Source organism: Sinomicrobium halophytocola, assembly GCF_052983395.1.
Genome location: NZ_JBRKIT010000021.1, coordinates 17,522 through 43,945, shown reverse-complemented (window position 1 = coordinate 43,945; position 26,424 = coordinate 17,522). Strand labels below are relative to the sequence as shown.

Sequence of the window (26,424 nt, the reverse complement as noted above, 5' to 3'; positions counted from 1 at the left end):
CAAACCGGAAAAAATGCATAGTATATTTAAAAATATAAAAGGAGATAAAACCATATGGGCTGTAGTAGCTTTGTTGGCGGTGCTTTCCTTTTTACCGGTGTACAGTGCCAGTTCCAACCTGGTATATGTGGTGGGAAATGGGACTACCGTAGGGCATTTGTTGAAACACGGCCTGTTGTTGTTGTTAGGGTTCGGTATTATTTTTGGTATGCACCGGATACCGTACAGGTATTTCAAAGGTCTGTCCATCATAGCAATGCCCGTAGTGTTTTTACTGCTGGTATATACACTGGCACAAGGTACGACCATAGATGGAGCCAATGCCAGCAGGTGGGTTCGCATACCATTTGTGGGGGTTAGTTTTCAGACCTCTACGCTGGCCACGGTGGTGTTGCTGATATATGTAGCCAGGTACCTGTCAAGGATAAAAGAACAGGAAGTGACTTTTAACGAAACCCTGTTGCCGCTTTGGGTCCCGGTTTTTCTGGTGATGGCATTGATACTACCTGCAAATTTTTCTACCACCGCTATCCTGTTTTTTATGGTATTGGTATTGTGTTTCCTGGGGGGGTATCCTATGAAATATATAGGAGCCATAGTTGGTGTAGGGGTTTTTTGCCTGTTGATCTTTGTTCTGGTTAATAAAGCATTCCCCGACCTGTTGCCCAACAGGATAGATACCTGGGTGAGCCGTATAGAAAATTTTACCAACGATGAAGATACGGAAGCCGATTACCAGATAGAGAAAGCAAAGATTGCCATAGCTACCGGTGGTGTTTTGGGCGTAGGTGCCGGTAAAAGTGTAATGAAAAACTTTCTGCCGCAGAGTTCTTCCGATTTTATCTATGCTATTATAGTGGAAGAATATGGCCTGGCAGGAGGGTTGTTATTGTTGTTCCTGTATATGTTATTGCTGTTCCGTATAGTTATAGTGGCCTATAAGGCCGATTCCGTATTCGGAAAACTCGTGGTGGTCGGTGTTGGGTTGCCAATCGTTTTTCAAGCTTTGATCAACATGGCGGTTGCGGTGGAATTGTTTCCGGTTACCGGGCAAAACCTGCCGCTTATCAGTACCGGGGGGACTTCCATCTGGATGTCTTGTATGGCATTGGGTATTATTTTGAGTGTCAGCGCCAAGCGCCAGGAAGTTGTGGAGCAGGCGGAAGTGAAGGTAGAAGAGGAAGAACAAAACCCGTTAGAGATATTAAGTGAGCAATTATAAGTTTATCATATCAGGAGGAGGTACCGGGGGGCACATTTACCCGGCAATTGCCATCGCCAACGAGCTGAAAGCACGTTACCCGGATGCAGAGTTCCTTTTTGTAGGGGCCAGTGACCGGATGGAAATGGAGAAAGTACCCCAGGCTGGATATAAAATAGAAGGATTGTGGATATCCGGGATACAGCGGAAGCTGACGCTTAAAAACCTGCTGTTCCCGTTTAAATTGATAAGCAGTTTGTGGAAAGCCACCAAAATAGTGAACAGAATTAAACCGGATGTGGTTATCGGTACCGGAGGATTTGCCAGTGGCCCGCTTTTACGGGTGGCTTCTGGAAAAGGTATACCCTGTGTATTGCAGGAGCAAAATTCCTATCCCGGGATCACTAACCGCCTGCTGGCCGGTAAAGCACGAAAAATATGTGTGGCCTATGACGGACTCGAAAGGTTCTTCCCTGCGGAGAAGATCGTTAAGACAGGAAATCCGGTGCGTCAGGACCTGTTGAATGTCGGGACAAAAAGAGCCGAAGCACAGGAATTTTTTCAGCTACAGCCGGGTAAAAAAGTATTGCTGGTGCTGGGAGGAAGTCTGGGGGCCAGGGCGATAAACGAACTGGTTAAGGAGTATTTACCTCTTTTCCGTGAAAAGGATGTCCAGGTATTGTGGCAGTGCGGAAAATTATACTATGAAGAATTTAAAAAACACACGGATAATACCATCCGGGTGCATGCGTTTATAAACCAGATGGCCCTGGCCTATGCCGCGGCGGATGTAGTGATTTCCAGAGCAGGCGCCGGTTCGGTTTCTGAGTTGAGTATTGTGGGGAAACCGGTAATTTTTATTCCCTCGCCTCATGTGGCAGAAGACCATCAGACCAGGAATGCCTTGGCTATAGCAGAAAAAAATGCAGCTATCCTTATCCGGGAAAAAGACCTGGATGCGGTTTTCGGGAAAGAGTTTACCGCTCTCATTGCTTCGGAAGAAAAGCAAAGAGAATTTGGGGATAATATCCGTAAACTCGCTCTGCCGGATGCTACCGGGGATATAGCGGACGAGATAGAGAAATGCATTCGAGAAAAGAAATAATGATCAGGAAAATTCCTGTCAGAATAAAGAAAAGAAACAGTAGAAGCCGTAAATGAACCTGAAGACCATACATAATGTCTATTTTATAGGTATAGGGGGGATAGGAATGTCCGCCCTGGCCCGTTATTTTAAGTTCATCGGGAAGAACGTGCGGGGGTATGACCGCGTATCTACAGAAATAACGACCGAACTGGAAGATGCCGGTATGACAGTGACGTTTAAAGACGAAGTCGATGAAATTCCGGAGGAGTTTCGCAATACAGTAGATACCCTGGTAGTGTATACACCGGCCATACCTAAAGATAGTGCCTTACTCAACTACTTTACCGAAAGCGGTTTTGAAGTTTGTAAACGTGCTCAGGTGTTAGGATATATCACGGCAGATTCTTTCTGCTATGCGGTTGCCGGGACACACGGTAAAACAACGACTTCCGCAATCCTGACCCAGGTATTGCAGCAAACGGGAACACCTATTACCGCATTTCTCGGGGGGATTTCCGAAAACCTGGACAGCAACTTTCTGCTCGAAGGAGATAAAATAACCGTGACCGAAGCAGATGAGTTCGATCGTTCTTTTTTACATCTTTCACCGGATATCGCCTGTATAACCTCGATAGATGCCGATCACCTGGATATTTACGGGGATAAGGAAGAAATGGATCGGACCTTTAACGCTTTTGCCGGAAAAATAAAACCCGGAGGCAAACTTATTGTTCGCTACGGGCTGCCGCTTAAAGGGATTACTTATGGTATTGAAAGCGAAGCGGATTATGCCGTAGAAAATCTGGAAATCAGGGACGGGGGATATGTTTTTGATATCCGAACACCGGAAGAACTGGTAACCCTTGTGAAATTCGGTAAGCCGGGAAAACACAACTTGCTGAATGCCCTTGCGGCATTTGCCATGGCAGTGGAAGGCGGAACATCTCCAAGAGCAGCAGCAGACGCACTGATCAGTTTTAAAGGGGTGAAGCGGAGGTTTTCGTATCAGTTGAAAACCGATACGGTAGTTTATGTAGATGACTACGCCCATCATCCTACGGAGATCGATGCCGTACACCAGGCCGTAAGGGAAATGTACCCGGAGAAGAAAGTACTTGCTGTTTTTCAGCCGCATCTGTTCAGCCGTACCAGGGATTTTCTGGAAGAGTTCGGCAGAAGTCTCTCCGGCTTTGATGAAGTGGCGCTGCTGGATATATATCCGGCCAGGGAAGAACCGATAGAAGGCATCACTTCCGGTCGCCTGCTCGATGAAATTAATAATGAAAACAAACAGCTGGTGAGTAAGGTGGAATTGTTGTCCCTGCTGAAAAAAACGGATGCAGAAGTAGTACTTACATTAGGCGCGGGGGACATCGGGCGTGAAGTAGGCAAGATCAGGGAAATACTGTCCGAAAAAGAAAAAAAATAAGTATGGGGTTCCGTAGAGAGGCCCGTAAAGAGTTAAAAAAAATAGAATATTAACCAATTTATAAAAACAGAAATGTAAATATCCGTAATATGCGAAAAGTAGTAAACATAATCAAGTTGTTTTTCGCACTTATAGTGCTGGTATTTCTGTATTCATTTGCTAATCAAAGGCATAATAAAAAAACGATAAATAGTGTTAACGTAGAATTTCTGGATGGAGATAACCTGTTTGTTACCTATCCTATGGTTAATAAATTGTTAATACAAAATACAGACTCTGTCCCGAACATACCTAAAGAAAAATTAGTTTTGAATAAGTTGGAGGATATTCTGAACTCTAACGAAATGATACAGGATGCCCAGGTCTATCTTACTGTAAACGGGCAGCTTGGTGCAAAGATAAAGCAAAGAGAACCCATAGCCCGTGTAGAGGGGCAGGCTTCGTTTTATATAGACAGAGAAGGAAAACGGATGCCCCTTTCCCCCGTACATACGGCCCGCGTACCATTGGTAACAGGGAAGATGAATGAAAATGACCAGGAAGATATCTATGCGTTGGTGAAGTATATAAATGAAGATAGGTTTTTAAACAGGAATATTGTAGGAATACACAAAACGGGATCAGGATACGAACTTAAGCTGCGAACGGACGACTTTACTGTAGCTCTGGGTAACACGGATAACCTGGAACAGAAAGTCGTTAATTTTAAGGCGTTCTATCAAAAAGCGTTAAAGGACAACTCTCTCGAAGCGTACAAAAAAGTGGATCTGCGATTCAATGACCAGGTGGTGTGCACCAAAAAGTAAGATATGGAACAGGAGAAATACGCAATAGGATTGGATATAGGAACCACGAAAATCGTGGTAATGATCGGCCGTAAAAACGAATACGGTAAAATAGAGATATTGGGCATTGGGAAAGCGAAAAGTCTGGGTGTCCATAGAGGAGTGGTGAACAATATTACACAAACCATCCAGTCCATACAACAGGCGGTGCAGGAGGCAGAGAACAATTCCGGAAAACGGATAACCGAAGTAGTAGTGGGTATAGCCGGACAACACATTCGAAGCTTACAGCATAGCGATTATATAACCCGCCCGAATTCGGATGAGGTTATCGACGAATCGGACGTGGACAGGTTGTGTAACCAGGTGTATAAACTTGTGATGCTTCCCGGAGAGGAGATCATACACGTATTGCCACAGGAATATAAACTGGACGGGCAATCCGAGATAAAAGAGCCGGTAGGGATGTACGGAGGCAGGCTCGAAGCTAATTTTCATGTGGTGGTAGGACAGGTGTCTTCCATTCGAAATATAGGTCGTTGTGTAAAGAGTTCCGGACTGGAATTATCCGGTATAACACTGGAGCCCCTGGCCTCGGCAAATGCCGTATTAAGCCGGGAAGAAAAAGAAGCCGGTGTGGCGCTTATCGATATAGGAGGCGGAACAACAGACCTGGCGATTTTTAAAGATGGCATTATCCGCCATACCGCGGTAATACCTTTCGGAGGAAATGTAATAACCGAAGACATCAAGGAAGGCTGCTCCATCATCGAAAAGCAGGCGGAACTCCTTAAAATCAAATTCGGTTCCGCATGGCCGGGAGAAAATAAAGACAACGAAATCGTTTCCATCCCCGGTTTGAGGGGAAGGGAACCAAAAGAAATAACCCTGAAAAACCTTTCTAAGATCATCCACGCCAGGGCGGTGGAGATCATAGAGCAGGTATATATGGAAATAAAGAATTACGGGCATGAGGACCAAAAGAAAAAACTCATTGCCGGTATTGTACTGACCGGAGGAGGAAGCCAGTTGAAGCACCTGAAACAACTGGTTGAATACATAACAGGAATGGATACCAGGATAGGATATCCCAACGAACACCTGGCCGGGGATTCCGATCCCGAAGTGGCCAGCCCCGTGTATGCCACGGCTGTTGGCCTTGTTATGAATGCGCTCGACCGACAGGAAAGAAATTTTATAGAAGAAAAAATTGTAGAAAAGGGAACTGAAACCGATCAACAACAATCCCAGCAACCAACCAATGATGAGCCCGAAACTATATCACAACCAAGGAAGGAACGAAAGTCGTTCCTGGAAAAATGGTCTGATAGAGTGAAAGATTTTTTAGACAATGCGGAGTAAAAAACAGTATTGGCTAAAGGAAAATATTTTAAAACCTGTAAACAAGAATTATGAGTAGCAACACAGATTTTGGAAACATCTCATTCGACATGCCTAAAAACCAGAGCAATGTAATCAAGGTTATCGGTGTTGGAGGTGGTGGCAGCAATGCCATAAACCACATGTTTCAACTGGGTATTAAAGGTGTCGATTTTGTAGTGTGTAACACGGATTCGCAGGCTTTGGACAATAGTCCTGTGCCTAATAAGATACAACTCGGGGTGTCTCTCACCGAAGGGCTGGGAGCAGGGGCCAATCCCGACGTAGGAGAAAAAGCGGCCATAGAGAGTTTCGAAGAAATAAAAGGCATGCTCGACAGCAATACCAAAATGCTTTTTATAACTGCCGGTATGGGTGGTGGTACCGGGACCGGGGCAGCTCCTATTATAGCCAAAATGGCCAAGGAATTTGATATTCTTACTGTGGGGATTGTTACCATACCCTTCCAGTTTGAAGGTAAAACTCGTAACGAACAAGCCCGGAGAGGAGTGGAGAACCTGCGTGCACATGTAGATTCACTTGTAGTGATCAATAACAATAAACTTCGGGAAGTATATGGTAACCTTGGTTTTAAAGCAGGTTTTTCCAAGGCCGATGAAGTATTGGCAACAGCATCCAGGGGGATAGCGGAGGTTATCACCCATCACTATACACAAAATATTGACCTCAGGGATGCCAAGACCGTTCTGTCCAACAGTGGCACCGCTATTATGGGGTCTGCTGCCGCATCAGGAGGTAACAGGGCACAGGATGCTATAATAAAGGCATTGGATTCCCCGTTGCTCAACGATAACAAGATCACCGGAGCCAAAAACGTACTGCTACTTATCGTTTCGGGTGGAGAGGAGATCACTATAGACGAAATAGGAGAGATCAACGACCATATTCAGAATGAAGCCGGGCACGGAGCCAACATCATTATGGGTGTGGGAGAAGACGATACTCTGGGAGACGCTATTTCGGTTACGGTAATTGCTACAGGTTTTGATATAGAGCAACAGCACGAGATCGTAAATACCGAGGCTAAAAAGATAATTCATACCCTGGAAGACGAGCAAAAAGCGACTCAGGAGCTTATGCCCAATAAAACTTTTTCCACGATGAACTTTCCCGGAGAGCCCAAAGCTGCTCCGAAGGAGGAAAAGGAACCAACCGTAAAGCACACACTTACGGATGATGCACCCGAAGATTTAAAAAAAGGACCGGACCTGGTCTCAACGACAGACCTTATCCGGAACATAAACGTCATATATGATGAAGTTTATGCCAAAGAAGAGGACTTTGTCATTATAGATACGACCGAAAATATCCGGAATATAGAGGTTGAAGCAGAAGAGGTGAGAATGAAAGAACAGCAGAGACAGCAACAGCAGACAATGCTTTCTTTTGATATGCCTTTAAGTAATAAACAGGATAATCCCGAAGCAAAAAAGACCGAGCAACCGGAAAACCCTGAGAAGAAAACCCATGTGTTTACTTTTGAGATGGACCATGATGCGAGGGATTTTGATGTAAAAGACCATGTGGAAGTTGTGCCTGTTACCGAAGTTTCCCAGGAAGGAGTAAGACGGTACAGCCTGGATGATTATATGGAAATGGAAAGCCGGCTTTCAAATGCCAAACCTGTACAAAAGAAGTCCGAAACCATAGATAAGGAACTCGCCATAGAGAAGAAAGTGGTAAATGAACCTGAACAACAAACTCAAAACAGGGAAGTAGATCCTTTTAATACTTCTATCGAAGATAGCCTTAAACTAAGGGCAGAAGAACGAAGAAAAAAACTTAAGGAGTTTAATTATAAGTTTAACAACAATACCACCAAGATCGATGAGATCGAAAAACAACCTGCTTATAAGAGAATGGGGGTAGAATTGCACGAAAGGACATCCGAAGACGGGACTTCCAGAATTTCCGTGGGAAAGGATAGTAATGATGATGTGCAGTTGCGATCTAACAATTCTTTCCTGCATGACAATGTAGATTAAAGAAAGTATTGTTCCCGGAGAGCCGTTTTTTCCGGCAGGTTTCGGAGAACAGATAATATAGGGTTAAGTTATGCTTTAAAGAAGTTAAACGTTATGTGTTTTTAAAAACCATGACGTTTAACTGTTTTTAAGAGATCAGTCAAAAAATCTTATAATTTTTAGATACACGTTTTGTAATTCTTTCTTATATTCGCAGTCCGGAAATAAAAGCCGATAATATGAGTTTGCAAAGTAAAGTAATGGAGGAGATGAAGGCGGCGATGAAAGCCAAAGACACAGTGTCTTTAGAAGCTTTACGCGCTATTAAATCTGCTTTGTTACTTGCCCAGACCGAGAGTAGTGCCAAAGAATTGAGCGAAGCGGATGAGCTTAAGTTATTGCAGAAACTGGTAAAGCAACGTAAAGACAGTGCGGCAATCTATACGGAAAAGGACAGGGAAGACCTTGCAGAACCTGAGATAGCCCAGGCGGCGGTAATCGAAAAATTTTTACCGGAGCAGATGACCGAGGAAGAAATTGCAGAGGTGATAGAAAAGATTATTGCCGAAACCGGCGCCGGAGGCATGAAAGATATGGGTAAGGTAATGGGACTGGCTACCAAGCAATTGGCCGGAAAGGCAGACGGGAAGGTTATTTCCACAATAGTAAAACAGAAATTAGCATAAAAATAAGTATCCCGGACTTTTATAGTTCAGGAATGGCTCCGTAGTTCAACTGGATAGAATATCAGATTTCGGCTCTGAGGGTTGGGGGTTCGAATCCCTCCGGGGTCACTACAAGTACCAAGTCCGGCAACAAATGTTGCCGGATTTTATTTTTTGGAGAAGTTGAAACGCAGTTTCCAAACTTCGGAAAAAAAAGTAGCAAAGCGAGAACTTTTCGGGCTTGGTATTTGCAAAGAGGAGCTATAGGGATCACGAAGTAATCCCTCCGGGGTCACTGGATGGAACAAATTCAAAAATGATGAGTTTATCCCATTTTTATTTTCATTTAAGTGTTTGTAAATTACAACAATACGCTTGATTGCTTCGTTGACCGGGGCGGTTCGATATTCAAATTCGCTAAAAGTCAGATTTTCTTCGGCAACCCGATTAATGATATTATTGAATTGTTCATCAGTTATAGTCCTTACGTCTGTCTTTTGTGGGATTGAGTGTAACTATAATCAATAAATCGAGCCACTCCCATGGATATAATTATGATTGTATTTCACTTTTCAAAACTATTTTTTAGATAGATAAATCACGTTTAATAAAATTGAAAAAAGGATTATCGGGATGAAGACTTCATTTAGATTTTGAGGAATAACAGACCACAATGCCAAACATAGCATACTTATACCTATGGCTATAAATGACAAATAATTGTTTCCTGTTTTTAATGTCACCAATAAATAAATAGGATTGAGCCACAGTAAATTCCAGTTATACTGAAAACCTGTATGGTGTGAAAAAAGGCATAAACAAGTTAGTATTAAACCTAATGACCCCAAAATGACATTGCTTATTTGAGTTACGGTTTTTAGACTTTTGGGAATTAATACAACGAATGTGGCAAGGCAAACCACAAGGATGATGGTGATAGCAAGTGGAGAAAATGCAGGCTTTGTGATTTTAAAACTTTTCGGCAATAGCTGTTGTGTATTTGTAATTAACTTTTTATTGTTTTCAGTTTTTGTGGATTGAAAGTTCTGGGCTAAATAAATGGGTAAAAACGTTTGATCCCATATTGTTATCTTTTTATCTGTATTTTCCCCCAGAACAACATCAATACCCAACCTATACCAGGGCTTATCATGTAGCGCATTGTGTAAACGCTCTCTCCAAGTTACCTCGGTAATTTCATTATTTTGTTTTATTTCCGGTTTTATTCTAAAGACTAAATCCCTGATTTTTGTAGAACAATTGTTCTTAAAGAAATCGTAGTAATAATACCTGTTGGCAGGTTTTAGATTTTCCGTAAGAAAATTGCTGATATAAATTTTTTCTGAAGGGTTAAGGTTTATTTCTTGTTCTACAACACCACGTTGCTGATCCAGATACGAATATATAAATTCCGGATATGTTCTCTTTTCCAGGCTATATTTCAATTTCCCGGTTATAAACTTGGTAAAAAAGAAGGGTTCATCGGGATTAAAGACACCAAAATCATAAACAAAATCTTCCCCTTTTGACTGGTTTTGAATCCTGATTGCGCTATGACCGAAGATGGAATATGCTGCTCTTCCAGTAGAACATGTAAGTAAACTTACTGTAATTGTATCTTGTTGGGAATAGGTGAAAAGAGGATTGCAAAGAAGGAATAAAAACGGAAGACCTATAAGTACCTTTCTCAATATAGCTGTGGGAGTGTAGCATTCTGCTATACTTTTATGATGTCTTGAAATAGTTCTCAATTTGTATGGAAAGAATGAAATACTTATGGTTGCATAGCTATTTGATTAGCTATATAAATTCCTGAAAATGTAAGTCCTCCGCCAAATCCTGCCAACAAAAGCTTATCACCACAATTTATATTTCCATTTTTCAACCCGTTATACCATGCAATCGGTATGGATGCTGCCGATGTATTTCCGTATTCTTTGACACTTTCAAGACATTTGTGAATAGGAAAATCTAATTCGCTACATACAGCTTCCAGAATTCGTATGTTAGCACTATGTGGAATAAGCCAGTTTAGCTCATTAAGGGCTACGTTATTTATGATACATAGCTTTGTAATATTCTTTACCAGTGCATTTACAGCCCATTTAAAAACGACTCTGCCATTTTGATGAATCTTACCATCATTTTTAATGTATTCACCATTTAACATAATTGGCAATGACGTCTTATAGAGCTCTTTACCATAGCTGCCATCAGTTGTTGTAATAGGGGCAAATAAGTGATTTTTTTCTGAAGACTCGACTACTACCGCACCTGCACCATCACCGAACAAAATACATGAGGTCCTGTCTGAAAAGTCACAAATTTTAGAAAGTGTTTCGGCTCCGATTACTAAAACCTTTTTATGAGTATTTGCAGCAATCAGACCCTTAGCCAATGTTATGCCGTACACAAATCCTGCACAGGCTGCCGATAAATCCATACAACCTGCATTTTCAATTTTAAAATAATCCTGAACTCTACTTGCTACACTCGGAAATGATTGATCTGGTGTGCTGGTAGCTACTATGATAAAGTCTATTGTTGAAATATCAAGCGAATAATTTTCCGTTAAATTCTCAACTGCTCTGATGCATAAATGACTTGTGCATTCTTTGGCTTCGGAAAAATATCTGTTTTGTATTCCTGTTCGGCTTGTTATCCATTCGTCAGAGGTGTCCAATATTTTTTCAAAATAAGCATTGGATATTTTTCTTTCCGGAACATACATGCCTATGGTTTTAATTGTCGCATTCATAAATTCAAAATTGCCTTACAGATATTTTTTAAAAATCACACATCCTATATGACCTCCAAAACCAAAGGTGTTGCTCATGGCATAATTGATAATGCGTTCTTTTGCCTTTCCCAATGTGAAATCGAATTTTCCTGAAAAACCAGGCTCAATTTCTTCTGAGTTAATGGTAGGAGGAACAACATTATTTGACACGGCAAGGACAGAAGCCACGGCTTCCACAGCTCCGGCGGCTCCTAACAAATGTCCGGTCATCGATTTAGTAGCACTTAAAGAGGTTTTTGTATGTTCTCCGAATACGGTACGAATGGCTTTTAATTCGCTTAAATCTCCTGCTGGTGTAGATGTGGCATGTGCATTAATGTAATCTACTTCATTAGCTTGAATACCGGCTTCCTCCAAAGCTAATTTCATACCTAAGACAGCACCTTCTCCTTCGGGATGAGTACCCGTAATATGATAGGCATCAGCGGCAAGTCCGCCCCCAACAACTTCTGCAATGATTGGTGCATTACGTGCAAGCGCATGATCTAAGCTTTCCAGGATTATAGCTCCTGATCCTTCGCCTAATACAAAGCCATCCCTGTTTATATCAAATGGTTTGGATGCTTGAAGATAATTAGTGTTGTTTGTAGACATGGCTTTAGCTGCATTAAAGCCTCCAATGGAACTTTCTGTTATTGAAGCCTCCGAACCTCCTGTGATAATAACATCTGCTTTATTCCAACGGATATAATTAAAAGCATCTATTATTGATGTATTACTTGCAGAACACGCAGCGACTGTTGTATAATTCACCCCTCTTAAACCATACTTAATAGAAATGTTTCCGGAGGCATTATTTATCATTCTTTTGGGAACGAAATAAGGACTAAATCGAGGTATCCCATTTCCTGTGTAATATTCCTTTACCTGTTCTTCAAAAGTGGAAACCCCTCCATCTCCTGAGGCCCAGATGACACCAATTCTGTCTCTATTTAATACCTCAAAATTGATTTGAGCTTTGTTTACGGCTTCGTGTACCGCGGCTAATGCAAATTGGGTGAAAAGATCGTATTTACGTACTTCCTGTTTAACCATTGTTCGTAAAGGATCAAAATTGATTACTTCGCAAGCAAATTTTGTTTTGAAGTTGGTACTATCAAACCTACTTATATTCTTCGCTCCGCTAATTCCGTTAACCAGAGATTTCCAAAAATCATCTGCATTATTCCCTAAAGGTGTTATAGCTCCTAATCCTGTTATTACAACTCTTTTCATTTTTTACAAAATAGCCATATACCTAACGGTATATGAGTGTTAAAATTTTTTAATTTATACGGAGCCTTAAAATTTCTTCTTCTAATAAATCCATGTTTTTTAAGAGTATTTCAGGTTTGTCAAGTGTTTTTGAGATCAGAATGCTTCCCTCTATCAAGGCGATCATTTTATGAGAAAAAGACCTGGCATCAACATCTTTAAAGATTGATTTCTTTATTCCTTCATTGACAATGCTTTCAATCAAGTCTGACCAATGAACAATTTTTTTCATAACAGCACCTCTAAGCAATTCATTGCCATTATCAGCATCTACAGCGGTATTTAAAATAGCGCAGCCACCATTGTCAAATAGGGTTTGGTAAGCAGATTTAAAATAAACGACAAAAGCCAATAATTTATTCAAAGGATCTTTTGCGTTTTTAACGCATTCATAAAGTGGCCCTGTTTGCACATTATAATTATATATAAAAGCCTCTAATGCCACCTCGTTTTTATCTTTAAAATTACCATATATGCTACCTTTTGTCAATCCGGTAGCCTCTGTAATATCAGATAAATAGGTACCTACATAACCTTTCTTATTGAAAATGGGAGCCGTCTTTTCAATGATGAACTTTCGAGTATTCTCGTTTCGTACCATAAAACAAATATACCTTACGGTATATGGTTATCCAAATTTTTTATCTTAATTATTAAAAGAACTTCTGAATTCAGAGGGTGTTATATGGGTTTTATTTCTAAATAATTTATTGAAAGATTGCGGGTATTCAAAGCCTAATTGGTATGCAATCTCCCGAACGGTCAATTGTGTTGTGGTTAACAATTCTTTTGCTTTCTCTATCAATTTATTATGTATATGTTGCTGGGTAGTTTGTCCAGTGGAATTCCGAAGCATATCGCTTAAATAATTGGGAGAGATGTTCAACTGTTCAGAAATGTATTGTACCGTAGGTAATCCATCAACTGAAAACTTTTCATTATCAAAGCAATTATTCAATAATTTCTCGAGCCTCACCAATATTTCGCTATTCCCTATTTTCCTTGTTATAAACTGCCTATTGTAAAATCGGTTACTATACTGTAACAATAATTCAATCTGTGCAATGATTACATCCTGGCTATAATGGTCAATATTACCTTCATATTCTTTTTGTATATTATTGAAGATTCCATCAATAACCGCTTCTTCTTGCTCTGATAAATGCAGTGCTTCAGTCAGTTCATACGAGAAAAAGCCATATTTTTTGATTTCCTTTGCCAATGGATAGCCGTGTAAAAAGTCTGGATGAAAAAGAAGAGTCGTTCCTCCTTTTGGAAGAGCATCTCCTTTTGAAAAAGACATAGCCTGATTGGGCGCGACAAACGACATCACCCCGGCATCAAAATCATAGTAACGCTGACCGTATTTTAATTTACCTTCAAAATCTTTTTTTATTGAAATAGCGTAAAATCCAAAAGTAAAATACTTGGGCAGGCTATCTTGCGGGTCCATATCTGCAGACCTGAAAATACTTACCAGAGGATGTTTCGGGCTAGGCAACCCCCAGTGCCGGTGTTCCTCAAGAATGGACTTGATTTGAAATGGGGTGTGATTTTCTTTCATAACTACTAATTTATACTTTTTTAAACAAAAAATCTAATATCAAAAATATCAGATGATGGTCCTTAAGTTTTACGCCTGGTCTGTTGGTCTTACCACAATTTCATTAATTGCCACACGTCTTGGATTAGTAACTATAAAGCCCACTGTTTCTGCAATATCTTCTGCATGCAGACGTTCAACCTCGCCAAACATTGCTGTAAAACCTTCCCATTGTCCTTCTTTCTGTTCAAACAGTTCTGTGGTGGTTGCACCGGGTTCAACAACAGAAAAGCGTACAGACTGTTTGGTGAATTCTTGTCGCCACGCCTCTGTGGCTGCCGTAACTCCAAATTTCGTGGCATTGTAAATAGCAACTTGCGGCGCTGCGAAGCGGCCACCAACTGATGATATATTTACCACATCCACAACTTTGCGTGGGCTGGTTGCAACCGCTTCAATAAGATGTGGCAAGGCTGCTTTGGTTATATACATTAGTCCTTTTAAATTGACATCTACCATTTGTTCCCATTCTGACAATGGCGATGACACGGAAGGACCATTCAACATAACGCCCGCAGCATTTACAAGTGTGTCAAGCCTGCCAAATTGGGCAATTGTTTTGGTAATGGCTTCATTAGCTTCATTCACCCTGGTAAGATCTGCTTCAATTAAGAATGCTTCGCCACCGGCGTTTTTAATTTGTTGTTCCAATTCGTTAAGCCGCTCAATTCTTCGTGCTACAAGGACTACTTTGGCACCTTTTGAAGCAAGATGAATTGCAGTTGCTTTTCCTATTCCGCTCGATGCACCTGTAACAAGTGCTACGGTATTATCTAGTTTTTCTGACATTTTTTTTGTTTTTAATTAAGTTGAAGCTTATTATTTTTAATTTCTTCTGAAGTCATAGTACTTTATCTTCTCGTTTCATCTGCTTTTTCTTTTTCCAAATCAGATGAATTCCCTTACCTCAATTCCTGACTGGAAGGGCTGAGTTTTGAGTGGATTTCGATAAGGTCAAAATCTTTTCAAGGTGTTTGTTGTACTCTTCAAAGTAAAATTCGGGTTGTGGGTTTTTGACCACATCAAAACAGTTGAATTGAGGTAATATATCATAGCCTGAAAACTTGTAGTTCATGGCTACATTAAACAATACATCTTCAGGCGATTTACCTTCCAACAATACTTGATTTGGGTCGTTGAAAGCGTAGGCGGGTGCGTTCCACGAAGCAGAAACAAAAAACTTTCTGTTCGGTAATTGACCACCTGTACCGTATTGTTTGTCCGGTTGTTCGTCAATACGCCCGTCTCCCCAAACAATTTTTCTGGTGAGCATACCGTTCATAAATACCTCGTCTGTATACTTTTTGTAGGTATAAGGCGGATTAAACCAAAAAATCGGTGTCTGAAGAAGTACCAAATCTGCTTCTGTATGTTTAGCAACTTCCTCTTCTACATCATAGCCCTCGCTAATCACGGTTTCAAGAACATTTAAACCTTTTCCTTTGAAGAAAGAAATAGCTTGCTCCGTTAATGTTCTATTTAATTTACCTTCTGAAATGCCTTCCCATTTTTGGTGTGCATTAATGATTAAAACTTTTTTCATTTTTAATGTTATTTAATTATACATTACAAAATTCCGCAAATGAAGGAAAGTGGGAGTGTCCAAATCTCTGAAATGATTATCCAAAATTTTTTTCATTATGGAAAGCTTTTACTATTATCGAGTAAAGTTGAATATATCCCTGGTTTTTCTGCTCCGGAAATTGTCTTCTTTCAGGAATACACCAGTTTCTTACAGATGGGCGTAACAAGAATAGATGTTTAGCTGTGCGGACTGCTATTCAAATAATTGTTTATATTTTGTAGGGGTAAGATTGGTTTTCTTCTTAAATAACCTATTGAACGATTGCGAATGCTCAAAGCCCAGTTGATAAGCAATTTGTGAAACGGATAAATTGGTCACCGTTAAATATTCTTTTGCTTTTTCAATCAACCTATTGTGAATATGCTGTTGTGCATTTTGCCTTGTTAATGAACGAAGCATATCACTTAAATAACGAGGCGAAACATGTAATTGCTCAGCCAAATGCTCCACTGTCGGGAGTCCGTTATTTATGGTTTCTTCTTTATCAAAATATTCATTTAATAGTTCCTCCATTTGTGCTAATAGATCACTGTTTACCGCTTTTCGTGTGATGAACTGGCGCTCGTAAAAACGATTACTGTAATTGAGCAATAAATCAATTTGAGAAAGAATAATGTCCTGGGTGTGGCGATCGATATGCTGATATTCTTTCTCTATTTTCTGAAAAATTTCAATACTATTTTTTTCCTCCTGTTCTGAAAGATGTAAGGCTTCATTAACAGAGTAGGAAAAGAAACCATAATTTTTAATGGTGGTCTGCAATGGATGTTTGTACAAAAAATCCGGATGAAACATTAGCATATACCCTTCTCCCGGTTCTACATTCATTCGTAAGATATCTTTATTACTAAATGATTGTACTTGTTTTGGCGCAAAAAAACTCATTGCACCTTTATCGAAATCATAGTATTGCTGTCCGTACTTCATTTTTTTTAAAACATCTTTTTTGAGAGAGATGATGTAAAAATTCACAGAAAAATGTTCCCAGATTTCGCTTTCAACAGCTTTTATACCAGAAGCGGAAATCACGCTTACTAACGGATGCAAAGGGTCGGGCAACGACAAATGACGGTGAAACTCGGATATGGAATTGATAACGTTCATCACTGACTTTTTTTATTAAACTTAGATAAAGCAACTGCTATTTTTAGGCAGTTGCTTTATCTTCTAATTAACCAAAAATGTTTTTATGCATTTCTTGTCTGAATGCTTCATTTCCAATTTTTAATCGCCTTTCATACTGCTCTTTAACATCTTCTCCTGCTACATAGCGTATTTGGTCTTTCCCGTCGGTGACGGCTTGGTAAACCACTTCGGCAATTTGTTCGGCAGTTGAAGCCGATTTGTGCGCTTCTTCAAAATTACTAAATGCTTTGGCTTCAACGTCCTGATATTCAGGAAGCGAATTCATATCGAGCGAACGACCAATAAAATCGGTTAACATAAGACCCGGGGCAACTGTTTTAATACCAATTCCGAATTGCCCTAATTCGAGCGAAATACTTTCCGACCAACCTTCCAAAGCGAATTTGGTAGCATTGTAAACAGAACTTAACGGGAAACCCCAAATTCCGCCGACAGAAGTGGTACTGATAAATAAACCACTTTTCTTTTCTCTGAAATACGGAATAAATGCTTGTGTTACACGCAGCACCCCTAAAATATTGGTATCGATTTGACGAATGATTTTTTCATCGCTACTTGCTTCCATCGAGCCCATCAATGCATAGCCGGCGTTATTGAAAACCACATCAACACCTAATTGAATCGCTTTGTTTGCCGTATCTTTAATCTGATCTAAATTGGTAACATCAAGTGGTAACAGCGTAATGTTTTCCAATTTTGAAAGTTCTGTTTCTCTTTCAAGATTTCGGACGGTAGCAATTACATTCCAGCCTTTTGACTGAAATAATTTTGCGGTGGCTTTTCCCAATCCTGATGATGCCCCTGTAATAAAAATTGTTTTTGACATTGTTTTGCTTTTTAAATTTTACGAAACAAAGATCGACTGAAGACAGAAATCAAATGTTGCGAAAATGAGTTATATTGTAACCAAAATGACGAGCTAATTCGGGATGTAAGCCGCCTATTAATAGCTACGATTTTGCCCCATTCACTAAGCAGACATTCAATTGATGGAAGGTTTGACACCCCTCTGGCTGCGTTTATAAGTATACCCGCTCAGTCAAATTCTTCAATCGTCGTGTACTTTTTCTGCTTCTGAAGATTTCCAAATACCATTTGATACACTTGTAAAAAGAGTGACAGTCTTGTCAAAGTGTTAGTCCTCCATCAACTAATAATACTGCTCCGTGTATGTAATCCGAATCGGAAGAAGCGAGAAATAAAGCGGATTTAGCAATATCAATAGGAAGACCTATTCTGCCCGCAGGTAACTTTTTAGTATCTTCCCGTGTTTTATTTTCTTCATCCGGAGTAACATTTTCTGTAAAAAATTTAGTTTCAATTACACCAGGACAAATAATGTTGGCGCGAATGCCATATTTACCATAATCATAAGCCAACTGCTTGGTGTATCCGACCATTGCATGTTTTGCTGATATGTAAGCAGCACCTCCAAACTTTGCAAAAAGGCTAGCCACCGAACCTACGTTAATGATGATGCCGGAATTTTTTATTAGCATGCCATTTAGGGCAGCATTTGTAACGAGATAACAGCCTTTCATATCGGTGTCAAAAACTTTATTCCAAAGAGATTCATCGGTTTGATGTGAAGGCGCAAATTTGTCAAAATAACCAGCATTATTTACCAAAATATCAACGTGTCCGTAGTGATCTAAAGTGTCTTTAAAAATTTGATCAACACTACTCTTTTCAGAAATATCTCCTGCAACAGCAAAGGCATTTCCATTATTTGCATTAATCGCATCTGCAACAGCTTTAGATTTTTCCAATTTTATACCTGCCACTACAACTTTTGCGCCCTCTTGGGCAAACAACTCCGCAATAGCTTTTCCAATACCACTTGATGCACCAGTAACAAGTGCGACTTTGTTTTTTAATTTCCCGTTCATTTTATCTTGAGTTTTTAATTATCTGGGCTTACATTTTAAGTTTAATATTCAACGGGAATAAGAATAATACATTCCCTTATTAAGTTACTATTATGCTTGCTCTGTAGGAAGAATAAATAGTTCTGCTAAATTCACATGTTCCGGTGCCTGAAGAGCATACATAATACTATTAGCTATATCTTCTGGTTCCAGATAGGTGATTTCTTTTTTATAAGCGTCCAGTTGTTGCCGTTTCGTGGCATCTGTTGTCTGATCAGGTAATTCTGTATCTACAGCTCCGGGTTGTATACAAGTAACCCGAATATTATGCTTCTTACCTACTTCCATACGCAGACCTTCGCTAAAAGCTGTTACTGCAAATTTTGTTGCCGAATAAACGGTATAGCCCGGACCAAAAACCTTACGCCCGGCAATCGATGAAGTGTTAAAAATATGACCAGAATGATTTTTGATCATATATGGAAGTACTGCTGCGGTAGTATTTAAAACTCCTTTTATATTAATATCAACCATGCGATTCCATTCATCTGTATGCAATTGGTCTATATCGGAAATAGGCATGATACCGGCATTATTAAAAAGAATGTCTATGCAACCATATGCCTCCATTAATTTTGTGATACCTGATTTTACTGAAGCATCGTCCGCTACATCCATTTCTATGGCTAAAGCTTCTCCACCGGCTTTAGTAATTTCTTCCTGTAGCTGATTAAGACGGTCTATTCGCCGTGCGGCAATTCCAACCCGGATGCCTGCGGCAGCCAAAGTTTTTGCCGTGGCTGCACCTATACCACTGGAAGCACCAGTAATCAGAGCTACACTATCATTAAGTTTTTTTCTCATTTTATTATTTTTTTAGTTTCTGTTTTACAATGTAGACATGTCTATTACGAAACGGTAACGAACATCGCCTTTCTGCATTCTTTCAAATGCGGCGTGAATATTTTTAATGTCAATCAATTCAATTTCTGCCGTAATGTGGTGTTCTGCACAAAAATCAAGCATTTCTTGTGTTTCATAAAGCCCCCCAACCGCAGAACCTACTATGCTTTTACGACCTAATTGGAACATTCCGACATTTTCAACCGTAAATCCCTTTGGTGGAATACCTATACAAATATGAATGCCGTCCAGTCTTAGCAAAGAGAGATAAAAGTCGAAATCGTGTTCTGCACTTACGGTATCAATGATAAAATCAAAAGAAGATTTAACCTGATCAATTTGTTCGGGATCTGTTGTAACAACAAAATGATGTGCTCCTAATTTTTTAGCATCGGCTTCTTTCTTTGGTGATGTACTTAGAATGGTTACTTCTGCGCCCAATGCCACACCAAATTTAACGGCCATATGTCCCAATCCGCCTAAGCCAAGTACAGCAAGTTTGTGTCCCTTGCCTACTTTCCAATGTTTCAATGGTGAGTAAGTGGTGATACCCGCACATAATAATGGCGCAGTAGCAGCAAGGTTAAGATTTTCTGGAATACGTAATGTAAATTGCTCATTTGCCACAATAGTATTAGAATAACCTCCATATACCGGTTTATTGTCCCTATATTTATCTAAACTGTTATAGGTAGGAACAACCCCGTTTTCACAATACACCTCAATTCCCTGCTCACAAGGTTCGCAATGTCCACAAGAGTTTGAAAGCGTTCCAACCCCAGCAAGGTCTCCAACTTTAAAGTTCTTAACATGTGCTCCTATTGCTGTTACTCTACCAACGATTTCATGTCCTGGAACCATAGGGAAAATGCCGGGAAACCATTCGTTGTTTAGCTGAGCTACATCTGAATGGCATACCCCACAGTAAAGAATATCTATTTGAATATCATGAGCACCTACATCTCTGCGTTCAAACGTCCAAGGTACCAATTCACTATTTGCGCCTAAAGCTGCATAAGCTTTTGTCTGTATCATAGTATTTCATCTTATAATACAAAGTTCTGCAAATGAATGTAAAAGGCTGTTGTCCAAATCTCCGAAATGAGTATCCAAATATTCGGCTTATTTTTTCCTTTTTTGGGATTAGTTTTTTAAAGCACAATTAAAATATATCAATTCTGACTGCTTACAATTACTTATAGGATTATGAAAACAACATCTCCACAAAATATTTTAGCCTTTTTTTGATTAAAAATGAATATATTATGCATTTCCCGGATGAACACGATAAAAGGATATTGAGATTGTTGCAGCGAAACAATAAATTGACCGCGGAAGAAATGAGTTTTAAAGAAAATTTAGCCAAAGTGCGGTTCAACGCAGGATAACAAAATTGAGAAGAGAAAAGGTAATTGAGGCTGATGTGTCTATAATCTCTCGAAAGCGGCTGGGGTCGGAATTACCTGTGTAGTGGATGTGGTCTTTCACGAAGGAAGCTCAAAATCTATCGATAAATTTAAAACCGCTATGCAAAAATGTATAGAAGTAGCACAGTGTTATTATGTGACGGGAGCCTATGATTTTATCCTGATCGTTATTGTAAGGGATATGCAACATATCGAAGAGTTTTTTAAAAAGCAGCTTATGGATAATTCCGATTTAAAACATTTCTATACCCATGTCGTAATAGACAAGGTCAAAGTAAGTTATGGTATTGACATTTAAATACAAGATATTGAGGTATCTTTTTCAGCTTTTTTATTTTGTTTATTGTTACTGTTTACACATTTAATGAAGGAAAGCTGTTAATTAATTCAATTAATCTCCCAGATGGTTTTCCATTTTTTAAATTCAGAGGGTGTAATCCTGTATCGGGCGAAATTTCCTTCATGCATACTTATGAGCTCCGTTTCTACTGCTTCTGCAAATCTAGCCTGATCTTCAGGTGGTAAATTTTTAGCTTCACTTTTTATCCTAATTGAAGCTTCTTCTTTCGGCATTGCCGTCAGTATAATATTCACTATTATAGCTCTAATTTCTTCCCTGTATTTCAAACGAAATGTATCAGGTTCACCCAAAGATTGGCGTATGGCAGCATAGCGCATTGCTGACCTTTGGTACGCCCACATGAAAACATCTTTAAACAATTCAACGCGATTCTGTTCATATATACCGAGAATTCCTTTTACATAATAGGTCTCCGGCACATCTATAAATGACAAGGGGGCAAGGTTGTGACGGTTTAGGGGTATATTTGCTGCTAATCGTGAAACTCTTTTATTAACATCGTCAAAGGGTTGTAAATATGGGAAATGAACTAAAATAAAAAAAGCTTGTTCAAAAGGATTTTCAATTTGTCTTACCTTCTCCAATATGAGATCGAAGAATCCGGATATAAGTTGGGGAATACCCAAAGGGGTAAAAACAGAGTTGGTAATACCTACTCCAAATTCTCGCAATCTACCTGAAGCAGCCGGATTAGGCAAAAGGTTATTGGATAGAAGCGCATGTAAATTGAGAATAGTGTATCGGTTAAAACCAATCTCCTCGGCTGTATCTACAAGGAATTCAATCGCATCTTTATGGTTTAAAATCATTTGGGTTTCTTTGGGAGATTTATCCCCTGCAGGCTTTCCCTCGTAAATGAGCAGTTCTGTATCTAATAAAGAGTAGGTATTCCCCTCCAAACGACTGGAGTTCCATGACAGATCAATCAATAATCGGTTTAAAATCTGTTGTGCATATGTTCCTGCTGGTTGATTCTCCCCTTGCGTTTTGCCTATTTTTACTAATTTTTTTTTATCCTCAGATGTCAGATAGCTGTCTACATTAGGTCGGTAATTTTCCAAAAAATCCCTGTTATAACCAACAGGTATTCTATGAGCTTCGGATTGGGAAACAAAGGCAAGTATTTTTTTACTTTCGGGAGATAATGGAATTAAATCTTTTAACTGATTTTGTGGCTCTGTCTGCTGCTCTTTCGGAAAGTACCGTCTTGCCCGCGCTTCTCCAGATATAATGATCTGATTACGGTCTTTAAGTTCTTTAAGCCGCCGTTGTAAAGTCCGTTTTTCAATTGGAAAGTCCAATCTGGTTAAAATTCCATCAATGGATAAGCCGTCCTTGGTTAATATAGCTAAGATAGCATTTGTTTGCCGTTCCTTTTTCATAGCTTATATAGTTTGAAAATTATGACAATAGTACTTTTTTTTTGTCGCAAAAAAAGAACCAAATCAACTTTGGTTTTTGGGACGATTTTCATAAAAGATATATACAATCAACCACGAAGGAAGCTCAAAATCTATCGATAAATTTAAAACCGCCAGGCAAAAAAGTATGGAAGTAGCACAGTGTTATTATGTGACGGGAGCCTATGATTTTATCCTGATCGTTATTGTAAGGGATATGCAACATATCGAAGAGTTTTTTAAAAAGCAGCTTATGGATAATTCCGATTTAAAGCATTTCTATACCCATGTCGTAATGGACAAGGTCAAAGTAAGTTGTGGTATTGACATTTAAATACAAGATAATTGAGATGTCTTTTTCAGCTTCTTCAAATTTTCCATGAACCGGTTTGACAATCGTTTTGTCAAGCCTGCAAAGAAATCTCTTGTAGGCAGATTTGTCCATTCTGTAAGTGCGATTTGAAATATTCCGATGCTTGCGTCGAAATACTTGATGATTTTTCTCTGGTATTTCCCGGGCTTCACTTATAGGTTTGGAGGATCATCGTGTACTACCGGAATTACCACAGGGAATCTTTTATGAATTCTTTTCCGCCTGTTCAGTTTCTCCCGGAAGGAAATTTAGTTTCTTGTTTTATAAGGTCTGCATGTTTTTCAGAATGATTTTTTTATCCGCAGCAGTTTTAGCCAGTTCCAATGCCTTTTCAAAACTTTGTCTTGCTTTTTTGATATCTACCGATCGGTATAACGTTCCTAATAACGTATGATAAAGGTGATCCTTTTTTAGTATTTCCAACTTTTCAACTTCTTTTATCGCTTCTTCCGGACCCTTTATTTTGGAAATCACATAGGCACGATTAAGTGCTGCTATCGGGGAGTAGGCTATGGAGATTAACTGGTTGTATAATTCTACGATTTGCTGCCATTTTTCCGGCGAATCTTCTTTTCGGGTGTGCCAGTACGCAATTCCCGCTTCCAGATGATAAGTGGATAGGGTATCACCCCGGGAGGAACGCCCTAAAAAATAGGTCCCCTTTTCTATGAGTTCCCGATTCCATAAAGAAGTGTCCTGGTCTTCATAAAGGATCATTTCTCCGTTATTGTCCATTCTCGCTTCAAAACGGGAGGCGTGAAAACACATCAAGGCCATTAAAGCATTTACCTTCGGTACATTACAATGAGGGGTTGCCAGTAATAATGAATTCAACCGCATGGCTTCCAGACAAAAATCTTTTCGCAAAACGTTGTTGTTGGAAGTAGAGTAATAACCTTCCGAAAATACCAGGTAAATGATCTTCAGAACATTATCCAACCGATCCTCTATCTGTTTTACGGTGGGATAAGTTATAGCTATCTGCTGTTCTTTTAGTTTTTCTTTTCCTCTTTTTATCCTTTTATAGATTACTTCCCTATTGGTAAGGTAGGCCTCACAAATTTCATTAATTCCGAAACCGCATAAAAGGTTTAGCGATAAGGCTACCTGCGATTCGTCGGGTAGGGAAGGAGTGCAAAGTGCAAAGATCATGGCAAGCTGACTGTCATCTATGTTTTTTGGCGAAAGATCAACTTCTATTTCCTGGTGGAGATTTGAAAATTTATGATGGAGTTCGGGAGCAATTTTCTGATCGAAAACATGGGTATGTTTAAAGTAATTTTTGGCCTTGTTTTTTGCCACGGCATACAGCCAGGCTTCCGGATGTTCCGGAACTCCTTTTATGGGCCAGGTTTCCGTGGCTGCCAGAAATGTGTCACTCACAATATCCTCTGCAATTTCTATATATTCCATGCCAAAGAGATGAGATAACACGGAAATCATTTTCTGATGCTCCCGGCGGAATAAATGAGGTATAATCTCTTTTTCTGTCATAAACTAAAAAATGCCTGTTGTAAATATACAAAGGCATTTAATACTACGGGAAGGAATTCTTTTTGGGCAACATTCGTTCAGGCCAGCCACATGGAGGATTGAAACGATGTTTGATAAGAAAAGTACGTATAACATATATTTCCGACATCGTAGTATTCACAACTTTCTTTTCCTTTTCGAACAGCAACTTCCTGTTCATTGTTATACGCTTCGGTAATTAATACATACGAATGGGAATGAATATGGTTTTTGAGCAGCCGGTGGGCTTCTATCAATACGCTTCCGTATAATTTGTAAAATCCTCCTATTTCATAACCCGATAACTCTCCGTAATGTACTACGGCTTTGATGGTCAAATCCTTCAATTCGGGATATTTTTGCTTCAGGATCTCTGTTTCGGAATGAAAAGCATCCATCATTTTACGGAATTGAGACAAAATCCGATCGATGGAAATTGCCTTGCCCATGCGATAGAATAAAACAGCATCACCTTCTATTTCAGCCACTCGTAAAGAAAGATCATTTGCCCGAAGTACGGATTTAAGAAGTATGGGCATAATTGTTGTCCCTTCTTCGGTGGAAATTTTCTTTACGAATTTTGAATATCCGCTGATATCAACGATAAAAATAGTTCCTGATGCCGTTCGATTTCTCATCATTCTTAATTTTAGCAATAGTGTTTACCTGTTAGAAGCTGCTCTGACCGGTTAGCCTGCAGCCATCCTGATTTCAACATTTCCTCCCAATTCCAGGATCGGGCACCCCGAGGCTATTTCTGCTGCCTCTTCATAATCTTTGGCTTTGACCATGATCATTCCCCCGATGGACTCTTTTACCTCTACATACGGGCCATTGGTAACTCCTTTGTTATTTACAACCATTCCCTTTCCATCCCAGCGCTTTAGCGGGGCAGCGAGCTTATCCTGTTCTTTTAAGGTGCCAAACCACTCCTGCCAGTGTTCCAGATGCTTTTGCAATTCATTTGGAGACGGTTGTATGTCTTTTCCCATAAAATCTCTTCGGAATATTAATAAGAATTCATTCATAACGATTGTCCTTTTAAGGTTTAGATTTAAAGATACGATGAAATATTATTTGTTTTAATTAAAAAAGGAAGCCCTGCACGAAGTACAGGAGCTTCCTTTTAACCTTGATTACGAAAATTGCCCGACTTTATAACCTCCCGGTTCATTGGCAAAGGCAATATTAATACGGTTCCAGCTATTAATTGCCGTTACACCAAGTGTTAAATCAATCAGTTCCTCTTCGGTAAACTGTACTTTAACTGTTTCGTATACGTCATCCGGAACTTCCGAAGCCGTAACAGCCTCTGCCCAGGCCAGGGCAGCCCTTTCTCTGTCCGTATAATAAGGAGTTTCCTTCCAGGCGCTTAACCCGTAGATACGTTGCTCGGTTTCTCCCATAGCCCGCAGTTCTTTGGAGTGCATATCCAAACAGTATGCACAACCGTTGATCTGGGATACCCTGAAATCTATCAGCTCCAGCAATTGTTTGTCAATAGTTCCTTTTTTTAAATAAGCATTAATACCTAATAAGGATCCTATTGCTTTTTGTCCTTTTGCGAATACGTTTAATCTGGTTTTCATGAGAATAAATTTTTAATGTTATACCTTAAGAACAACCGAACTATTCATATTGGACAAAAAAATCAAAAAAA

General features: G+C 39.6%; 26 protein-coding genes and 1 tRNA gene. 10 read left to right on the top strand and 17 right to left on the bottom strand.

What is annotated here, in order from left to right; all coding sequences use genetic code 11:
* Positions 1-13 precede the first annotated feature (13 nt).
* The 8 genes from ACVBDY_RS06910 (at position 14) to ACVBDY_RS06875 (ending at position 8,661) form a co-directional block, all read left to right on the top strand.
* Positions 14-1,222 (top strand): FtsW/RodA/SpoVE family cell cycle protein, encoded by a 1,209-nt coding sequence (locus tag ACVBDY_RS06910; protein WP_447174734.1) that lies wholly within the window; start codon positions 14-16, stop codon positions 1,220-1,222.
* Positions 1,209-2,306: an undecaprenyldiphospho-muramoylpentapeptide beta-N-acetylglucosaminyltransferase gene (gene murG, locus ACVBDY_RS06905; RefSeq protein WP_447174733.1), complete on the top strand. Its 1,098-nt coding sequence runs from the start codon at positions 1,209-1,211 to the stop codon at positions 2,304-2,306. Before ACVBDY_RS06910 ends, murG begins: the two co-directional genes overlap by 14 nt.
* A 52-nt stretch (positions 2,307-2,358) precedes the next feature.
* Complete coding sequence (gene murC, locus ACVBDY_RS06900) at positions 2,359-3,717, top strand: UDP-N-acetylmuramate--L-alanine ligase (RefSeq protein ID WP_447174732.1); 1,359 nt, start codon at positions 2,359-2,361, stop codon at positions 3,715-3,717.
* 89 nt (positions 3,718-3,806) lie between these two features.
* Positions 3,807-4,523, top strand: a complete 717-nt coding sequence (locus tag ACVBDY_RS06895; protein WP_447174731.1) for a cell division protein FtsQ/DivIB — start codon at positions 3,807-3,809, stop codon at positions 4,521-4,523.
* Positions 4,524-4,526: 3 nt separating this feature from the next.
* Positions 4,527-5,864, top strand: coding sequence for a cell division protein FtsA (ftsA, locus tag ACVBDY_RS06890; protein ID WP_447174730.1), 1,338 nt, complete (start codon positions 4,527-4,529; stop codon positions 5,862-5,864).
* 50 nt (positions 5,865-5,914) lie between these two features.
* Positions 5,915-7,888 (top strand): cell division protein FtsZ, encoded by a 1,974-nt coding sequence (ftsZ, locus tag ACVBDY_RS06885; protein ID WP_447174729.1) that lies wholly within the window; start codon positions 5,915-5,917, stop codon positions 7,886-7,888.
* Between the two features lie 218 nt (positions 7,889-8,106).
* Positions 8,107-8,553 carry a GatB/YqeY domain-containing protein gene (locus tag ACVBDY_RS06880; RefSeq protein ID WP_447174728.1) on the top strand — a complete coding sequence of 149 codons (447 nt, stop codon included), beginning with the start codon at positions 8,107-8,109 and terminating at the stop codon, positions 8,551-8,553.
* Between the two features lie 34 nt (positions 8,554-8,587).
* Positions 8,588-8,661, top strand: a tRNA-Arg gene (locus tag ACVBDY_RS06875).
* 449 nt (positions 8,662-9,110) lie between these two features.
* Here ACVBDY_RS06875 and ACVBDY_RS06870 read toward each other — a convergent pair.
* The 12 genes from ACVBDY_RS06870 to ACVBDY_RS06815 form a co-directional block, all read right to left on the bottom strand.
* Positions 9,111-10,283, bottom strand: a complete 1,173-nt coding sequence (locus ACVBDY_RS06870) for an Lnb N-terminal periplasmic domain-containing protein (protein ID WP_447174727.1) — start codon at positions 10,281-10,283, stop codon at positions 9,111-9,113.
* Between the two features lie 23 nt (positions 10,284-10,306).
* A complete protein-coding gene (locus tag ACVBDY_RS06865; protein ID WP_447174726.1) occupies positions 10,307-11,290 on the bottom strand; it encodes a ketoacyl-ACP synthase III in 984 nt (327 codons plus the stop codon).
* A gap of 15 nt (positions 11,291-11,305) precedes the next feature.
* Positions 11,306-12,547 carry a beta-ketoacyl-ACP synthase II gene (gene fabF / locus ACVBDY_RS06860; RefSeq protein WP_447174725.1) on the bottom strand — a complete coding sequence of 414 codons (1,242 nt, stop codon included), beginning with the start codon at positions 12,545-12,547 and terminating at the stop codon, positions 11,306-11,308.
* Between the two features lie 49 nt (positions 12,548-12,596).
* Entirely contained in the window at positions 12,597-13,187 is a 591-nt protein-coding gene (locus tag ACVBDY_RS06855; protein WP_447174724.1) for a TetR/AcrR family transcriptional regulator, read from the bottom strand.
* A 45-nt stretch (positions 13,188-13,232) separates the two neighbouring features.
* The gene (locus tag ACVBDY_RS06850; protein WP_447174723.1) at positions 13,233-14,150 is read right to left on the bottom strand and encodes a helix-turn-helix domain-containing protein; all 918 of its coding nucleotides are present in this window, start codon (positions 14,148-14,150) and stop codon (positions 13,233-13,235) included.
* Positions 14,151-14,219: 69 nt separating this feature from the next.
* The gene (locus ACVBDY_RS06845) at positions 14,220-14,978 is read right to left on the bottom strand and encodes an SDR family NAD(P)-dependent oxidoreductase (protein WP_447174722.1); all 759 of its coding nucleotides are present in this window, start codon (positions 14,976-14,978) and stop codon (positions 14,220-14,222) included.
* Between the two features lie 118 nt (positions 14,979-15,096).
* On the bottom strand, positions 15,097-15,732 hold the full coding sequence (locus ACVBDY_RS06840; protein WP_447174721.1) for an NAD(P)H-dependent oxidoreductase: 636 nt from the start codon (positions 15,730-15,732) through the stop codon (positions 15,097-15,099).
* A gap of 234 nt (positions 15,733-15,966) precedes the next feature.
* The gene (locus ACVBDY_RS06835) at positions 15,967-16,878 is read right to left on the bottom strand and encodes a helix-turn-helix domain-containing protein (RefSeq protein WP_447174720.1); all 912 of its coding nucleotides are present in this window, start codon (positions 16,876-16,878) and stop codon (positions 15,967-15,969) included.
* A 67-nt stretch (positions 16,879-16,945) separates the two neighbouring features.
* On the bottom strand, positions 16,946-17,746 hold the full coding sequence (locus ACVBDY_RS06830) for an SDR family oxidoreductase (RefSeq protein ID WP_447174719.1): 801 nt from the start codon (positions 17,744-17,746) through the stop codon (positions 16,946-16,948).
* Positions 17,747-18,047: 301 nt separating this feature from the next.
* A complete protein-coding gene (locus tag ACVBDY_RS06825; RefSeq protein ID WP_447174718.1) occupies positions 18,048-18,809 on the bottom strand; it encodes an SDR family NAD(P)-dependent oxidoreductase in 762 nt (253 codons plus the stop codon).
* Between the two features lie 90 nt (positions 18,810-18,899).
* Entirely contained in the window at positions 18,900-19,652 is a 753-nt protein-coding gene (locus ACVBDY_RS06820) for an SDR family oxidoreductase (protein ID WP_447174717.1), read from the bottom strand.
* Positions 19,653-19,676: 24 nt separating this feature from the next.
* A complete protein-coding gene (locus ACVBDY_RS06815) occupies positions 19,677-20,726 on the bottom strand; it encodes an NAD(P)-dependent alcohol dehydrogenase (RefSeq protein ID WP_447174716.1) in 1,050 nt (349 codons plus the stop codon).
* Positions 20,727-21,161: 435 nt separating this feature from the next.
* Between ACVBDY_RS06815 and ACVBDY_RS06810 the strand changes: the two genes are divergently transcribed.
* Positions 21,162-21,416 carry an Lrp/AsnC ligand binding domain-containing protein gene (locus tag ACVBDY_RS06810; protein ID WP_514360662.1) on the top strand — a complete coding sequence of 85 codons (255 nt, stop codon included), beginning with the start codon at positions 21,162-21,164 and terminating at the stop codon, positions 21,414-21,416.
* An 89-nt stretch (positions 21,417-21,505) separates the two neighbouring features.
* On the opposite strand, the gene ACVBDY_RS06805 is transcribed toward ACVBDY_RS06810, so the two are convergent.
* Positions 21,506-22,861: a Fic family protein gene (locus ACVBDY_RS06805; RefSeq protein WP_447174714.1), complete on the bottom strand. Its 1,356-nt coding sequence runs from the start codon at positions 22,859-22,861 to the stop codon at positions 21,506-21,508.
* 97 nt (positions 22,862-22,958) lie between these two features.
* On the opposite strand from ACVBDY_RS06805, the gene ACVBDY_RS06800 reads away from it, so the two are divergent.
* Positions 22,959-23,213, top strand: a complete 255-nt coding sequence (locus ACVBDY_RS06800; RefSeq protein WP_447174788.1) for an Lrp/AsnC ligand binding domain-containing protein — start codon at positions 22,959-22,961, stop codon at positions 23,211-23,213.
* 300 nt (positions 23,214-23,513) lie between these two features.
* On the opposite strand, the gene ACVBDY_RS06795 is transcribed toward ACVBDY_RS06800, so the two are convergent.
* The 4 genes from ACVBDY_RS06795 to ACVBDY_RS06780 form a co-directional block, all read right to left on the bottom strand.
* Positions 23,514-24,665, bottom strand: a complete 1,152-nt coding sequence (locus ACVBDY_RS06795) for an RNA polymerase sigma factor (RefSeq protein WP_447174713.1) — start codon at positions 24,663-24,665, stop codon at positions 23,514-23,516.
* A 158-nt stretch (positions 24,666-24,823) separates the two neighbouring features.
* Positions 24,824-25,405: a DUF2652 domain-containing protein gene (locus ACVBDY_RS06790; protein WP_447174712.1), complete on the bottom strand. Its 582-nt coding sequence runs from the start codon at positions 25,403-25,405 to the stop codon at positions 24,824-24,826.
* A 48-nt stretch (positions 25,406-25,453) separates the two neighbouring features.
* Complete coding sequence (locus ACVBDY_RS06785) at positions 25,454-25,792, bottom strand: YciI family protein (protein ID WP_447174711.1); 339 nt, start codon at positions 25,790-25,792, stop codon at positions 25,454-25,456.
* Positions 25,793-25,900: 108 nt separating this feature from the next.
* Positions 25,901-26,353 (bottom strand): carboxymuconolactone decarboxylase family protein, encoded by a 453-nt coding sequence (locus ACVBDY_RS06780; protein ID WP_447174710.1) that lies wholly within the window; start codon positions 26,351-26,353, stop codon positions 25,901-25,903.
* Positions 26,354-26,424: the final 71 nt, after the last annotated feature.